The sequence below is a fragment of the Diaphorobacter oryzae DSM 22780 genome, from assembly GCF_059568935.1.
The window spans coordinates 111,459-126,102 of sequence record NZ_JCANUL010000006.1; the positions used below are offsets into that span (position 1 = coordinate 111,459).

Annotated in this window: 14 protein-coding genes and 1 pseudogene; 6 read left to right on the forward strand and 9 right to left on the reverse strand. The window is 66.5% G+C overall.

The features are described from left to right. The first annotated feature begins 56 nt into the window (after nucleotides 1-56). The 3 genes from acpS (at nucleotide 57) to BP68_RS11675 (ending at nucleotide 2,690) form a co-directional block, all read left to right on the forward strand. The gene (gene acpS, locus BP68_RS11665) at nucleotides 57-449 is read left to right on the forward strand and encodes a holo-ACP synthase (RefSeq protein WP_496371876.1); all 393 of its coding nucleotides are present in this window, start codon (nucleotides 57-59) and stop codon (nucleotides 447-449) included. 67 nt (nucleotides 450-516) lie between these two features. After that, a complete protein-coding gene (gene nagZ / locus BP68_RS11670) occupies nucleotides 517-1,608 on the forward strand; it encodes a beta-N-acetylhexosaminidase (RefSeq protein WP_496371878.1) in 1,092 nt (363 codons plus the stop codon). A gap of 20 nt (nucleotides 1,609-1,628) precedes the next feature. Next, nucleotides 1,629-2,690: a 6-phosphofructokinase gene (locus BP68_RS11675; RefSeq protein WP_496371880.1), complete on the forward strand. Its 1,062-nt coding sequence runs from the start codon at nucleotides 1,629-1,631 to the stop codon at nucleotides 2,688-2,690. A gap of 110 nt (nucleotides 2,691-2,800) precedes the next feature. Here the strand turns inward: BP68_RS11675 and BP68_RS11680 are convergent, their stop codons facing one another. After that, complete coding sequence (locus tag BP68_RS11680; RefSeq protein ID WP_496371882.1) at nucleotides 2,801-3,151, reverse strand: hypothetical protein; 351 nt, start codon at nucleotides 3,149-3,151, stop codon at nucleotides 2,801-2,803. A gap of 387 nt (nucleotides 3,152-3,538) precedes the next feature. On the opposite strand from BP68_RS11680, the gene BP68_RS11685 reads away from it, so the two are divergent. Further along, nucleotides 3,539-3,754 carry a hypothetical protein gene (locus BP68_RS11685; RefSeq protein WP_496371884.1) on the forward strand — a complete coding sequence of 72 codons (216 nt, stop codon included), beginning with the start codon at nucleotides 3,539-3,541 and terminating at the stop codon, nucleotides 3,752-3,754. 264 nt (nucleotides 3,755-4,018) lie between these two features. Next, nucleotides 4,019-4,321: pseudogene (rbp, locus tag BP68_RS11690) on the forward strand (RNA-binding regulator); the annotation flags it as partial. 259 nt (nucleotides 4,322-4,580) lie between these two features. Here rbp and BP68_RS11695 read toward each other — a convergent pair. The 8 genes from BP68_RS11695 to lysS all read right to left on the reverse strand — a co-directional run bounded on the left by BP68_RS11695 (nucleotide 4,581) and on the right by lysS (nucleotide 13,155). Then, the gene (locus tag BP68_RS11695) at nucleotides 4,581-5,291 is read right to left on the reverse strand and encodes an ABC transporter ATP-binding protein (protein ID WP_496371886.1); all 711 of its coding nucleotides are present in this window, start codon (nucleotides 5,289-5,291) and stop codon (nucleotides 4,581-4,583) included. Further along, the gene (gene livG, locus BP68_RS11700) at nucleotides 5,291-6,058 is read right to left on the reverse strand and encodes a high-affinity branched-chain amino acid ABC transporter ATP-binding protein LivG (RefSeq protein ID WP_496371888.1); all 768 of its coding nucleotides are present in this window, start codon (nucleotides 6,056-6,058) and stop codon (nucleotides 5,291-5,293) included. The genes BP68_RS11695 and livG overlap by 1 nt, the downstream gene beginning before the upstream one ends. Continuing rightward, entirely contained in the window at nucleotides 6,055-7,296 is a 1,242-nt protein-coding gene (locus BP68_RS11705; protein ID WP_496371890.1) for a high-affinity branched-chain amino acid ABC transporter permease LivM, read from the reverse strand. The genes livG and BP68_RS11705 overlap by 4 nt, the downstream gene beginning before the upstream one ends. Continuing rightward, entirely contained in the window at nucleotides 7,296-8,222 is a 927-nt protein-coding gene (gene livH / locus BP68_RS11710) for a high-affinity branched-chain amino acid ABC transporter permease LivH (protein WP_496371892.1), read from the reverse strand. The genes BP68_RS11705 and livH overlap by 1 nt, the downstream gene beginning before the upstream one ends. 99 nt (nucleotides 8,223-8,321) lie before the next feature. Beyond that, a complete protein-coding gene (locus BP68_RS11715) occupies nucleotides 8,322-9,443 on the reverse strand; it encodes a high-affinity branched-chain amino acid ABC transporter substrate-binding protein (protein WP_496371894.1) in 1,122 nt (373 codons plus the stop codon). A gap of 359 nt (nucleotides 9,444-9,802) precedes the next feature. Further along, nucleotides 9,803-10,468: a mechanosensitive ion channel domain-containing protein gene (locus tag BP68_RS11720; protein WP_496371896.1), complete on the reverse strand. Its 666-nt coding sequence runs from the start codon at nucleotides 10,466-10,468 to the stop codon at nucleotides 9,803-9,805. A gap of 43 nt (nucleotides 10,469-10,511) precedes the next feature. Beyond that, nucleotides 10,512-11,537, reverse strand: a complete 1,026-nt coding sequence (locus BP68_RS11725; RefSeq protein WP_496371898.1) for a GGDEF domain-containing response regulator — start codon at nucleotides 11,535-11,537, stop codon at nucleotides 10,512-10,514. A 67-nt stretch (nucleotides 11,538-11,604) separates the two neighbouring features. Beyond that, nucleotides 11,605-13,155, reverse strand: coding sequence for a lysine--tRNA ligase (lysS, locus tag BP68_RS11730; RefSeq protein ID WP_496371900.1), 1,551 nt, complete (start codon nucleotides 13,153-13,155; stop codon nucleotides 11,605-11,607). 406 nt (nucleotides 13,156-13,561) lie between these two features. On the opposite strand from lysS, the gene BP68_RS11735 reads away from it, so the two are divergent. After that, nucleotides 13,562-14,620, forward strand: coding sequence for a hypothetical protein (locus tag BP68_RS11735; RefSeq protein ID WP_496371902.1), 1,059 nt, complete (start codon nucleotides 13,562-13,564; stop codon nucleotides 14,618-14,620). The last annotated feature ends 24 nt before the right edge of the window (nucleotides 14,621-14,644 follow it).

A 14,644-nucleotide genomic window follows, 5' to 3' on the forward strand; every position in this document is an offset into this window, starting at 1 on the left:
CTCATAGCTGCTGGTGCTTGTCCATCAAGCGTTGGAGGCTTTATTGGCTTGAAACCATGATCTACGGCATCGGTACCGACATCTGCGACGTGCGCCGCATCCGTGCCAGCCTGGAGCGGCACGGCGACCGTTTTGCCGAGAAGGTGCTGGCCGAGGGCGAGCTGGCCACCTGGCGCGCCCGGGGCGCCCGCTGGCCCGAGCGCGGCCTGCGCTACCTGGCCACGCGCTTCTCGGCCAAGGAGGCGTTCAGCAAGGCCATTGGCCTGGGGATGCGCATGCCCATGACCTGGCGCCACTGCGAGGTGGCCAAGCTGCCCAGCGGCCAGCCGGTGATCGTGCTGCACGGCGCGCTCAAGGACTGGTTCGAGTCGCGCGGCCTGCGCTGCCACCTCAGCGTGACCGACGAGAGCGACTACGCCGCCAGCTTTTGCGTGGTGGAGAAAGATTGAAGCAAAATAGGCCTGCAGCGCCCATCCATCAAGCGCTGGCAGCTATCAAAATGAAAGCGAATATCCGATGACAGAACATGCGCCCCTCATCATCGACGTGGCCGGCACCCGCCTGACCGCCACCGACCGCCGCCGCCTGGCCCATCCGCTGGTCGGCGGGGTGATCCTGTTTGCGCGCAACTGGGAAGACCGTGCGCAGCTGCTGGAACTCACCGCCGCCATCAAGGCCGTGCGCGCAGACCTGCTGGTCTGCGTGGACCACGAGGGCGGGCGCGTGCAGCGCTTTCGCACCGATGGCTTCACCCACGTCCCGCCCATGCGCGCCTTCGGCGAGCTGTGGATGAATGACGGCAAGGGTTCCAAGCACCGCGAGGGCAGCGGCGCCCTGCGCGCCATGGACGCGGCCACGGCCGCAGGCTACGTGCTGGGCAGCGAGCTGCGCGCCTGCGGCGTGGACTTCTCCTTCACCCCCGTGCTGGACCTGGATTGGGGCGAGAGCGGCGTGATCGGCGACCGGGCCTTCGCCCGCGACCCGCGCGTGGTCGCCATGCTGGCCCGCGCACTCATGCAGGGCCTGCTGCAGGCCGGCATGGCCAACTGCGGCAAGCATTTTCCCGGGCACGGCTTCGTCAAGGCCGATTCGCACACCGAGATTCCCGTCGACAAGCGCAGCCTCACGGCCATCCTGGCGGAAGACGCCGCGCCGTACCCCTGGCTGTCCAGCGTGCTCACCAGCGTCATGCCCGCGCATGTCATCTACCCCAAGGTGGACGGCCGCCCGGCGGGCTTCTCCCGCAAATGGCTGCAGGACATCCTGCGTGGCCGGCTGCGCTTTGATGGCGCCATCTTCAGCGACGACCTGAGCATGGAGGGCGCTCGGCGCCTGGACGGCCAGGTGGTCAGCTACACCGACGCCGGCGTGGCCGCGCTCAATGCCGGCTGCGACCTGGTGCTGCTGTGCAACCAGAGCCTGGGCGACGGCAGCGCGGTGGACGAACTGATCGACGGCTTGGCCGCCGCGCAGGCCGCGGGCCGCTGGCAGGCCAGCGCCGCCAGCGAGGCGCGCCGCCTGGCGCTGCTGCCCGAGACCCTGCCCCAGCCCTGGGACGACCTCATGGTGCAGCCGGCGTACATGCACGCGCTGGACCTGCTGCCGTAAACACGTTGCCAGGAGGAAGCATGCGCGTAGGGGTGTTGACCGGCGGCGGCGACTGCCCGGGGCTGAACGCGGTGATCCGCGCGGTCACCAAGTCGCTGATCCAGCATGGCCGCGGCAAGGGGCTGGAGGTGCTGGGCATCTATGACGGCTTCGAGGGCCTGATGAGCGAGCCCCCGCGCACGCGGCCGCTGGGGTGGGAGCAGGTGTCGGGCATCTTGCATATCGGCGGCACCATCCTGGGCACGAGCAACAGCGCCAACCCGCTCAAGGACGCGGCCACGCTGGAGCGGGTGGGGCGCAACGTCAAGCGCCTGGGCCTGGACGTGGTGGTGGCCATCGGCGGCGACGGCACCATGAGCCTGGCCCATGGCCTGGAGCAGGTGGGCCTGCGCTGCGTGGGCGTGCCCAAGACCATCGACAACGACATCGCGCTGTGCGAGCGCAGCTTCGGCTTCGACACCGCCGTGGCCACGGCGACGGATGCGCTGCGCCGCATCGAAAGCACGGCCTACAGCCACCACCGCGTGATGATCGTCGAGACAATGGGCCGCCATGCGGGCTGGCTGGCGCTGGAGGCCGGCATCGCCGGCGCGGCCGACGTGATCCTGCTGCCCGAGATCGACTACGACCTGCGCTCCGTCATCGACCGCTGCCGCGCGCGCGAGCAGCGCCAGCGCTACACCATCATCTGCATCGGCGAGGGCGCCAAGGAGCGCGGCGGCAGCCTCACGGTGCGCGAGCGCGTGGCGCACAGCCCCGACCCGGTGCGCCTGGGCGGCGTGGCCCATGTGCTGTGCGTGCGGCTGCAGCCGCACCTGAAAAGCGAGGTGCGCGCCACCGTGCTTGGCCATCTGCAGCGCGGCGGCGATCCCACGCCGTTCGACCGCGTGCTGGCCACGCGCTTCGGCCACCACGCGGCGCGGCTGGTGATCGAAGGCGCCTTCGGCCGCATGGTCACGCTGCAGGGCGGCCAGATCGGCAGCGTGGAGATCGCCCAGGTGGCCAACACCCAGCGCACCGTGCCGCTGCAGCACGAGCTGCTCACCATGGCACGCGACATCGGCGTGTGCCTGGGGGAATAGACGCCTGCCTGTTCTGTTGCTGCATATTCAGGAGCGTTCAGCGCTTGCTCCATAAGGGCCGGAGGCCTATTTCATCTGATTTCAGCCATGCCTTCGGGACGGTGTGAGGCTCAGGCGGCCGGGGCCCGCGCCCAGGCCAGAAGCGCGTAGGCGGTGCCCGCGGCATAGAGGGCGCCAAAGATGGGCTTGTTGTACTTGGCAAGCCAGCGCGGCAGGTAGATGTCGAAGTTCTCGCGCCGATCGTCCGTGTACCGCGCCGCAACGGCCGTCAGCGGGCAGGTCCATTGGTTGAGGGCCAGCACCAGCACCTCCACCAGCACAACGGCCGCCAGCTCGGCAGCTAGGCGGTGTGCGCCGTACAGGCTGGCCATGGGAATGGCCAGGATGCAGCCGGCAAAGAAGGCCCAGACCAGGGTGTGCAAGACCTTGACGGCTTGCAAATGGACGGAGTGATTCAGCATCGCCGGCAGTCTATGTCCCGTGACGCAGCGTTGGGCGTCAGCGGGCTTCACATGGTCGCTTGAGCCCGTACCCCAGGGGAATATGCATTATTGAGAATAAAAGTTTGCGTTTTTTGATTCGAAAGGGCATAATTCGTCGGCGCGCTGCCCACTGCTTGCTTCGGCGGCGCCCGTCTGACGGCATTCCAGTCCATCCTCTGTTCCGCCGCACTTCTTGCGAAGTCCGCCGGCTGTCACTCTTCCCTTCGCGGCAAGCCCACTGCAGATCCTCACCTTCTTTTCTGGATCTGCCCCTGTTTTCCCTGTACCACCGCGCAGCAGGGCTTTTCCCCCTTTTTTTTGATTCTCTGATGGAGCGCCACAACGGCGAATGTCCGTCAGTCCGCAATGCTTACACCACAAAACGCTGAGCGCGTTGGCAACTACGTTGTCACGCCGCTTACCCGAACGACCGATGTCGGGTTCGCCGCTTCGGTCTCCATCCGCCGAGGGATGTACGACAGAATTTTCCGATTCATCCCCCGCTTCACATGCGACGCACAAGCCGTCCAGTACGCCTTGGCCCAAGGGCGCAGCATGGTTCTGGAGAACCAGCTGGACTGATGCAGCCCGCTGTGGCCTCGGGAGGCACAGGGGCTGCGGACCCATTGCAGACACACCGGGAACGAATCTCGTATTCGCGCCCCGGCAGGCACGCTCAGGCACCCTACCAGGGGCGTCGTGCGGGCTTGGCGCAGCAGTCGGCTGCTTGCGCAATCGAAGCCAGGAGCGCCATGTGCGGCGCACAGGCTTCACTTCTTCTCATTTTTCCGCTCGGGACGGGCTTTGCACAGCCACTCCCTCTCTCTACGAAAGAAAGACACGTATATGAACAATCGACTGTATGTTGGCAACTTGGCCTATTCCGTCCGTGACGAATCGCTCATCCAGCAATTCTCCCAATTCGGGAACGTCACCTCTGCAAAGGTCATGATGGAGCGCGACACGGGTCGTTCCAAGGGTTTTGGCTTTGTTGAAATGGGCAGCGACTCCGAGGCCCAGGAAGCCATCAACGGCTTGAATGGCATGTTGGTGGATGGGCGCGCCTTGACGGTGAATATCGCACGCCCGATGGAGGCTCGGCCGAGTTCTGGCGGTGGGTCCGATCGTGGCGGCTATCGCGGTGGCCGCTATTAAAAAAGAGGCACCGGTCGCTGCTTTCGAAGCAGCATCACCACCGGTTCACCGGGCAGAGCGTCCAGCGCGGGTGCGCATTCGTTCAGGATAGATGGTCCATAGCGATGGACTCACGGTGATGCCCTTCAAAGAAGACAGGCATCCAGGCGTGAGGTTGTAGCAAAAACCGGCGCTAGCCCTTATGGAGCAAGCGCTAGAAGCTATCAAAACAAAAGCGGCCAATGGCCGCTTTTGTCTTTTTCAAGGCCGTGGTTCAGGCGCCCAGGTAGGCCTTGCGCACGTCGGCGTTGGTCAGCAGGTTGGCGCCCGTGTCCTCCAGCACCACGCGGCCGTTTTCCAGCACGTAGCCGCGGTCGGCGATCTGCAGCGCGCGGTTGGCGTTCTGCTCCACCAGGAACACGGTGACGCCTGCGGCGCGGATGGTCTGGATGATCTCGAAGATCTGCGCAATGATCAGCGGCGCCAGGCCCAGCGTGGGCTCGTCCAGCAGCAGCAGGCGCGGCTTGCTCATCAGCGCACGGCCGATGGCCAGCATCTGCTGCTCGCCGCCCGACATGGTGCCGGCGCGCTGGTTGGCGCGGTCCTTCAGGCGGGGGAAGAGCTTGAACGCATGCTCCATGCCGTCGTCGATGGCCGCGGCGTCCTGGAAGAAGCCGCCCATCTTGAGGTTCTCGACCACGGTCAGGTTCGAGAAGATGCGGCGCCCTTCGGGCGAGACGGCGATGCCCTTGCGCATGATGAGGTGCGTGGACTGCTGGGTGATGTCCTCGCCCTCGAAGCGCACGGTGCCGCCGCTGGCGCGCGGCGTGCCGCAGATGGTCATGAGCAGCGAGGTCTTGCCCGCTCCGTTGGAGCCGATCAGCGAGACGATCTCCCCCTGGTTCACATGCAGGCTCACGCCGTTCACGGCGCAGATGGCGCCGTAGTGCGTGGACAGGTCTTGTACTTGCAGCATGGGCGTCATCAGGCTTCTCCCAGGTAGGCCTTGATGACCCGTTCGTCGTTGCGGATGGCCTCGGGCTCGCCCATGGCGATGGGCTTACCGTATTCCATGACCAGGATGCGCTCGGACACGCCCATGACCAGGCCCATGTCGTGCTCGATGAGCAGCACGGCCACGCCGTACTGGCGGCGCAGCTGGTCGATCAGGCCCTGCAGGTCCTTCTTTTCCTGCGGGTTCAGGCCGGCGGCGGGCTCGTCGAGCATGAGCAGGCGGGGCTTGGTGATCATGCAGCGCGCGATCTCCAGGCGCCGCTGGTGGCCGTAGGCCAGGTTGCCGGCCTCGCGGTTGGCAAACTGGCGCAGGCCCATCACGTCCAGCCAGTGCAGGGCGTTTTCGACCTTCTCGGCCTCGCTGCGGCGGTAGCGCGCGGTGTTGAGCAGGCCCGACAGCAGCGGCGCGCGCGACTGGCGGTGCTGGGCCACCAGCAGGTTTTCCAGCGCCGTCATGGCCTTGAACAGGCGCACGTTCTGGAAGGTGCGCACCACCCCGTGGTTGGCCACCTGGTGGCTGCTCTGGCCCGCGATGCTCTGGCCCTGCAGCGCGATCTGGCCGCTGCTGGGCTGGTAGAAGCCGCTGATGCAGTTGAACACCGTGGTCTTGCCTGCGCCGTTGGGGCCGATGATGGCGAAGACCTCCTGGGGGCGCACGTCGAAGCCCACATGGTCCACCGCCAGCAGGCCGCCGAAGCGCATGCACAGGTCTTTGACTTCAAGCAGGGGGGCGCTCATGCGGGCACCTCCACGTGGTGTCGCTTCATGGGCAGCAGGCCCTGTGGGCGCCAGATCATCATCAGGATCATGACCAGGCCGAAGATCAGCATGCGGTACTCGGAGAATTCGCGCGCCACCTCGGGCAGCACGGTCAGGAGGATGGCCGCGAGGATCACGCCCAGCTGCGAGCCCATGCCGCCCAGCACCACGATGGCCAGGATCAGCGCGGATTCGATGAAGGTGAACGACTCGGGATTCACGATGCCCTGGCGCGCCGCGAAGAACGCGCCGCCGAAGCCCGCGAACATGGCGCCCAGTGTGAAGGCCGAGAGCTTGATCTTCATCGGGTTCAGGCCCAGCGAGCGGCAGGCGATCTCGTCCTCGCGCAGCGCCTCCCAGGCACGGCCGATGGGCATGCGGATCAGGCGGTTGCTGATGAACAGCGTGACCACGGCCAGCAGCAGCGCCATCAGGTACAGGGCGATCACCATGTGCAGCGAGCTGAACTCCAGGCCGAAGAACTGGTGGAACGTGGTGCCGCCCTCGGTGCTGGGGTTGCGTGCCATTTCCAGTCCGAACACGCTGGGCTTGGGAATGCTGGAGATTCCGTCCGGCCCGCCGGTGAAGCTGGTGAGGTTGACCAGCAGCAGGCGGATGATTTCGCCGAAGCCCAGCGTCACGATGGCCAGGTAGTCACCGCGCAGGCGCAGCACCGGGAAGCCCAGCACGAAGCCGAACAGCGCCGACGCCGCGCCGGCCAGGGGCAGGGCCTCCCAGAACGACCAGCCGGCCCAGTGGAACAGCAGGGCGTAGGTGTAGGCGCCCACGGCGTAGAAGCCGACGAAGCCCAGGTCCAGCAGGCCGGCAAAGCCCACGACGATGTTCAGGCCCAGGCCCAGCATCACGTAGATCATGGCCAGCGTGGCGATGTCCACCGCATTGCGGCCGGCGAAGAACGGCCACGAGGCGGCGAGCATCAGCGCCACGAAGATCAGCACCTTGCGCTGGTTCGGCGCCGCCTGCGGCAGGCTGGGCAGCGAGAGCTTGGGCAGCCGCGCGGCGAGCAGCGGCCGCAGCAGCTGCACCACGAACACGGCCAGGCAGCCCCACAGCAGCGTGCTCCATTCGGGCACGATGACGGTGCGCATGCCCGCGCGTTCCAGGTGCAGCGTGAAGATGGGCAGCACCACCACCGCGGCGAGCAGGGTGGCAATGCAGGCGTTGCGCAGATGGGTGGAAAAACCGGTGTTGTGCATCAGACCTTCTCCACTTCAGGCTTGCCCAGCAGGCCGGTGGGGCGGACCAGCAGGATCAGCACCAGCAGGCCGAAGGCCACGATGTCCTTGTATTCCGACGAGATGTAGGCGGCGGCGAAGGTCTCGGCCACGCCCAGGATCACGCCGCCGAGCATGGCACCCGGAATGCTGCCGATGCCGCCCAGCACGGCCGCCGTGAAGGCCTTGATGCCCGCCAGGAAGCCGATGAACGGATTGAGCTTGCCCACCGCCAGCGCGATCAGCACGCCGCCCACGGCCGCCAGCATGGCGCCCAGGATGAAGGTGAAGGAGATCACGCGGCTGGTATCGATGCCCAGCAGGTTGGCCATGTGCATGTCCTGCGCGCAGGCGCGCGAGGCGCGGCCCATGCGGGAATGCTTGATGTAGAGCGTCAGCAGCGCCATCAGCACCACGGCCACCACGATGATCAGGATGCGCGAGTAGGGCACATAGATCTCGAAGCCGCCTTCAGCGCCGAAGCGCAGCGCGCCGGGGATCAGCGAGGGCACGGCCATGTCGCGCGCTCCCTGGCCCAGGGCCACCCAGTTCTGCAGGAAGATGGACATGCCGATGGCAGAGATCAGCGCCACGAGCCGCGGGCTGCCCCGCAAGGGCTTGTATGCCACCTGCTCCACCACGAAGCCGTAGACGCCGGTGATCACGATGGCGACCACCAGCATCAGGCCGATGATGGCCCATATGGGCAGGCCGCTTTGCATGCCGATGGCCGACAGCGTGACCAGGCCGATGTAGGCGCCGATCATGTAGATGTCGCCATGGGCGAAATTGATCATTCCGATAATGCCGTAGACCATTGTGTAGCCGATGGCGATCAGGGCGTAGATAGCGCCCAGAGAAAGACCGTTGAACAGCTGCTGTAACAGCTGGGGTAAGAGATCAGACATGCGTGCCACCCCTCAACAGAAAAAGGCCCGAAGGGCCCGAATGCAATGAACCAAGGGTGCGCAGCCAGCGCTGCGCACCCTTGGGGCGGGGAGGGCGGATTACTTGGCGGCGACGGACTTGCTGCCGTCCTTGTGCCACTGGAAGACCTGGAAGTCGAAGGAGTTCAGGTCACCCTGCTTGTTCCAGGATACGGGGCCCAGCACCGTTTCGATGGTGCTCTTGTGCAGGTGGTCGGCCACCTTGGCGGGGTTGTCGCCCACGGCCTTGATGCTCTCGAGCAGCACCTGCGTGGCGGCGAAGGAGGTCAGCTGGAAGGCGCCGGAGGCGTTGCGCTTCTTGTCCTTGAAGGCGGCCACGACAGCGGCGTTCTTGGGGTTGGCGGCGAAGTCGGCGGGCAGCGTCACCAGCATGCCTTCCACGGCGGCACCGGCGATGGCGTTGACCTCGGGGTTGCCCACGCCCTCGGGGCCCATCATGCGCACCTTCAGGCCCTGTTCGCCGGCCTGGCGCAGCAGCAGGCCCATTTCGGGGTGGTAGCCGCCGTAGTAGACGAAGTCCACGCCGGCACCCTTGAGCTTGGTGATGACGGCGGAGTAGTCGCTGTCGCCGGCGTTGATGCCCTCGAACAGTGCCACGTTGATGCCGGCCTTCTTCAGGTCGTCACGCACGGAGGCGGCGATGCCCTGGCCATAGGACTGCTTGTCGTGCAGCACGGCCACCTTCTTGGGCTTGGCCTTCTCCGCAATGAACTTGGCGGCGGCGGGGCCCTGCTGGTCGTCGCGGCCGATGGTGCGGAAGATGAAGTGGTAGTTCTTGCCGTCGGTCAGGGCCGGGGAGGTGGCGGACGGGGTCACGACGACCACGCCTTCGTTGTTGTAGATGGGCGCGGCGGCGATGGAGGCGCCGGAGCAGACCGGGCCGATCACGTAGCCGATCTTGGCATTGACCACGCGGTTGGCGGCCACGGGGCCCTGCTTGGGTTCGCAGGCGTCGTCGATGGCGACCAGTTCGATTTTCTTGCCGCCCACGCCGCCCGAGGCATTGGCCATCTCGACGGCGGTGGTCACGCCTTCTTTGACCATGTCGCCGTACTGAGTCAGGGGACCCGTGGTGGGCATCACCATGGCGATCTTGACTTGCGCATGCGCGGTGGAGAACAAAGCGGCGCTGGCCAGGCCCAGTGCGGCAACGATGGTATGCATGCGGAATGGAGTGCTCATAGGAATCTCTCGACTTCGGATAAAGCGGTCTGAAAATTCAACAGGCCCCGGTAGGGGCCTGAGACTTAGACCACGAAGGTTAGCGATATGCGTGGTGCCGGAAAACAGGGTAACCGTGGGTGGCTCCGGCGTGCGGTTTTTGCTAGACGGGTGAATTCCACGCGGGAAGGGAGCCGCAGCGTCGCCCTGGCGGCTTACGGTGAACTGACGGGGATGTCCCTTGCATGGTTTTACCAGGGGCCCGGCCGCACCCTGTTGTTCAAATTTTGTTACAGGTCAAAAGATGCCTGAATCGGCGTCTGTGAAGCGTGAAAAGCTATTGTTTTAATAGCGATCTGCTTGTGCAGCCGTTCCGCCGTTCAGGGGAAGCTGGCTGCCTTGGGCGCGGGGGCAGGCTCCGGCGTATTGCCAGCCGTGGGCGCTTCGCCATGGCTGGCGGGTTGCAGCCTGGCGGCCGGCACGGGCGTTCCGGCGCGCCAGCGGCGCACCACGCGCTGGAAGATCAGAGCGTTGGGGATCTGCAGCAGCGTGTCGGGCTCGGGGGCGGTGGCGTCTTCCAGGGTGGTGTAGAGCAGGTTGATGTCTACCACGCGGCCCAGGGCGCCGGGTTTTTCCGCCGTGTCCAGCACTTCGATGTGGTCCCCCACGCGAAACGGCCCCACGGTGAAGATCAGGAAGGCGCAGAACAGGTTGGACAGCACGCTCCAGGCGGCGAAGAAGGCCACGGCGCCCACGGTGGCGAAGCCGGTGAAGGCCGTCCACAGCACGGCTGCGGACACACCCAGGCGCTCCAGCACCAGCAGGCCGGCGCTGCCGATGATGAGCCAGCGCACCACGGCGTTGAGGGGCGTCAGCAACTCGTGCGGAAACTGGTAGTGGTCGCTGGCCCGCAGGATGATACGCAGCAGCACCCGCTGCAGCAGCAGGGCCGCCAGCAGGATGAGCACGATCTGCACGCCGGGCACGATGATGTCGAGCCAGTCATGCATCCAGAGGGGGAGGGCGGCTTTCAGGCGCGGCAGCATGGCGATTCAGCAAGAAAAGGGCGTGGCACGGGTTCCGGGGGGCTCAGAGTTGCCGCTGCTCGACGGTGTCCATCTGCATCTCGAAGCTGAAGAAGCGGTCCCGGCCCTGGGCCTTGGCGGCGTACAGGGCCTCGTCGGCGCGCATGAGCATGCTTTCCGCGCTGGTGGTCTCGTCGGGCACGCAGGTGGTGATGCCGCCCGAGAGCGTCAGCATTTCGCCGTTGGGCGAGCCGGGGTGGGCGATGGCACGGGTCTTCAGCAGCTTCCCCAGCGCCCGGGCAAACGTCATGGCGCCCGAACGCGGGGTGTTGGGCAGGATCAGCGCGAACTCCTCTCCGCCGTAGCGCGAGGCCACGTCGCGCGGGCGCATGCAGACCTCGTGCAGCACGCGGCTGACCTCCTTGAGGCAGGTGTCACCCTGCACATGGCCCAGGGTGTCGTTGTAGCGCTTGAAATGGTCCAGGTCGCACAGCATCAGCGTGAGCGGCGTGCCGTCGCGGCGCGCCGCCAGGATTTCGCTGTGCAGGATGCGGTCGAAGCCGCGGCGGTTGACCAGGCCCGTGAGCGGGTCCATCTCCACCATCTCGTTGAGGCGCTGGTTGGCCAGGTGCAGCTCCTCGGTGAGCGCCACGAGGCGCCGGCGCATGTCGCGCAGCCGGCGCATGGCGCGCAGCTTGGCGGCGAGCACGATGGGCTTGACGGGCTTGACGAGGTAGTCGTCCCCGCCGGCTTCGATGCCGCGCCACACGTCCAGGTCGCCGTCCAGGCCCGACAGGAAGATGATGGGCGTCCAGCCGCCGGTCTCGGCCTCGCGCATGCGCTGCGCCACCCAGTAACCGTCGTTGCCCCCAGGCAGGCGGATGTCGAGCAGGACCAGGTCCGGGCGCCGCAGCTTGAACAACTGCAGGGCCGCGTCGGCCGACGCGGCCTCCAGCACCTCAGTGACGCCCACATGGCGCAGCTCGGAGGCCAGTGTGGCGCGCACCGCCGCCAGATCCTCGACCAGCAGCACGCTGAAGGGCTCCTGCAGAAAGTGGGGGAAGGCACTGGCGTTGTGGGGTGGGCTCATGAGGGCTCGCGGTACGCGGTGCGTTGGAGGTGATGGGGTGCAGCCCGCCCCGGAGGGCGGGAAGGGGTCAGTGCTCGCGGCGCAGGGCGGGGAACAGGATCACGTCGCGGATGCTGGGGCTGTCGGTGAGCAGCATCATCAGGCGGTCGATGCCGATGCCGCAGCCGCCCGTGGGGGGCAGGCCGTATTCCAGGGCGCGCACGAAGTCGTGGTCGAAGAACATCGCCTCGTCGTCACCCGCATCCTTGGCCTCCACCTGGGCGTGGAAGCGCGCGGCCTGGTCCTCGGCGTCGTTGAGCTCAGAGAAACCGTTGCCGAACTCGCGGCCGGTGATGTAGAGCTCGAAGCGCTCGGTGACCTCGGGGCGCTGATCATTGGCGCGCGCCAGCGGGCTGATCTCGGTCGGGTGCTCCATGATGAAGGTGGGCTGCCACAGCTTGTCCTCCACCTCTTCCTCGAAGTACAGCACCTGGAGGCTGGCCAGGGTGCGGGCGGACAAGCGGTCCTTCTCCTCCGTCTTGCCCAGCTTCTTGAGCGCGCCGATGAGCCAGGCGGCGTCATCCACATGCGCACCCGCCTCGGTGTACTGGAAGATGGCTTCGCGGATCGTCAGGCGCTGGAAGGGCTGCGACAGGTCCACCGCGCGTCCGCCGTAGGTCAGCTGCAGCGTGCCCGCGGCCTTCTGGGCCGCGTCGCGCACGAGCTGCTCGGTGAAGTCCATCAGGTCGCGGTAGTTCCAGTAGGCCGCGTAGAACTCCATCATCGTGAACTCGGGGTTGTGGCGCACCGAGATGCCTTCGTTGCGGAAGTTGCGGTTGATCTCGAACACGCGCTCGAATCCGCCCACGACCAGCCGCTTGAGGTATAGCTCGGGGGCGATGCGCAGGTACATCTCCTGCTCCAGCGCATTGTGGTGGGTGACGAAGGGCTTGGCGTTCGCACCGCCGGGAATGGGGTGGAGCATGGGCGTTTCCACCTCCAGAAAGCCATGCTCCATCATGAACGAGCGGATGCCGCCGATGGCCTTGCTGCGCGCCACGAAGCGGCGGCGCGCGGACTCGTCGGTCATCAGGTCCACATAGCGCTGGCGGTACTTCACCTCCTGGTCGGCCACGCCGTGGAACTTGTCGGGCATGGGGCGCAGGCTCTTGGTGAGCAGGCGCAGGCGGTCGACCTTGACCGACAGTTCGCCGGTCTTGGTCTTCATGAGCGTGCCTTCAGCGCCCACGATGTCGCCCAGGTCCCAGCGCTTGAAGTCAGCATAGGCCTCTTCACCCACGGCGTCGCGCGTCACGTACAGCTGAATGCGGCCACCGGTCTCGCCGAGCGAGCCATCCTGCAGCGTGGCAAAGCTGGCCTTGCCCATGACGCGCTTGAGCATCATGCGGCCGGCCAGGCTCACGGCCACGGCCTGCGCCTCCAGAGCCTCGTTCTCCAGGGGCGCGTACTGCTGCTGCAGCGCGGCCGCGTGGTGCTGGGGCTTGAAGTCGTTGGGGAACGCCACGCCGCGGCCCTGGGCCTGGCTCTCGCGCAGGGCCTTGAGTTTCTCGCGGCGCTCTGCGATGAGCTGGTTTTCGTCCGTAGGGGCAACGGTAGGGCTGGGCTGATCGGAAGACATAAGGAAAGTACGAAGATTGGCGGGAGAGCGTGGACAATGCTTGGCGACTCGCCGTGGTGCCCGCAGTTGCGCTCTGAAGAATCCCCCGATTTTAGGTGTTGGCGTGCCGGGGCTGCCGAGTAGGCCCGTGAGGCCGTTTCATTCACAGGAGAACATGAAGATCGCAGCCGTCGGCTCCAGGTGCCCTAGCCCCATTTTTCCTGCCGCCAGGGCGTGGGTGCGGTGACGTGTGATGCGGGATGTTGAGCGCCCTCTGCCACGCTCCGGTGCACATGGTGGCATTCGGAGGGCAGTGACATGGACCTTGGCGCAGCACGGTGCCTTCTTCGCCTCCGCCTGGCTCGTGTCCTGGTGGGCCGGAGCCGAGAGCTTTGGTGCCTGGAGCCAGGCGCTGGCGTTGGCGACCATGCTCTCCACCGTGGTCACCCTGCGTCTGGAATACGCAGGGCAGCTGGAACCGCGACAGCAGCGCGCGGATTCCCTGTTTGCCGCCGCCTGGCTATTGGCTGTGGGCTTTGGGGTGGCTGTGGGGGGGCTGGCCCTTGCAGCATGCCTGGCTTTGGGCGCTCCCTGGTGGCTTTGTGCAGGGGCCTTGGCGGTGGTGCCTCTGGCCGCGCTGCAGATCCGGGCCGCGAGTCTGGCCAGGGCCGGGCTGGTGGCGCGGGCTGCGGCAACACGCGCGGCGCCGGCGCTGTGGATGCTTGCGCTGCAGGTCGGGGCCGCCACAGCTGCGCGATCCGAGGCGGTCATCTGGACTTTGCCCATGGCCGCTGGAATCAGCTGGTGCCTGTCCAGACCATGGCATGGTCGAGCCGCAGGCGCCCACGGCAAGCGCCGGCTGCGCCGGTTGTTGCGCGCGCGTTGGGCCTTTGTGCGCGCAGAGTGGCCGGGCCTGTTGCTCAACACATCGGCCAATCATGGCCAGGTGCTCCTGGTGGGCTGGCTGGCGGGTAATGGAGCGGCCGGGGTGATGGCCCTGGGGCTGCGGGTGGCCATGCTGCCCACCAGCCTGGTGGGCCTGGCCTGGGCGGACAGCCTGCGTTCGCGGGTCATCGCGCATTCCTCCCGCGCGGCGGCGCGGGCCCTGGTGGTGGATGCGTTGCGGCGCATGGCCGTGTGGTCGGCGGGAATGCATCTGGTGGGGGCATGGGCCACCTGGTGGGTATTGCCGCTGCTGTTTCCGCAGCAGGGTTCGGTGTTGGTTGCGGTGGTGTTGCTGCTACTGCCGCTGGGGGCCGTGCGCATGGTGGCCAGCCCCATGGCCTTCTTGCTGGCCTGGCGTGGCTGGCTGGGCCTGAGTTTGCTGGGGCAGTGCCTGCTGTTTGGTGCCGCGCTGGGGGCGGCCGTGATTGGCGGCTGGTATGCCGGCGTCTCCGGGGTTGCCGCGATTTACGCCGTGGCTGCAGCCTGCGTGTATGTTGGCTATATCTGGTGGGGGCTGCGTGCCGTTCGCGCCGATACTTGAGCCTTCTGCAATTGATCGCACACC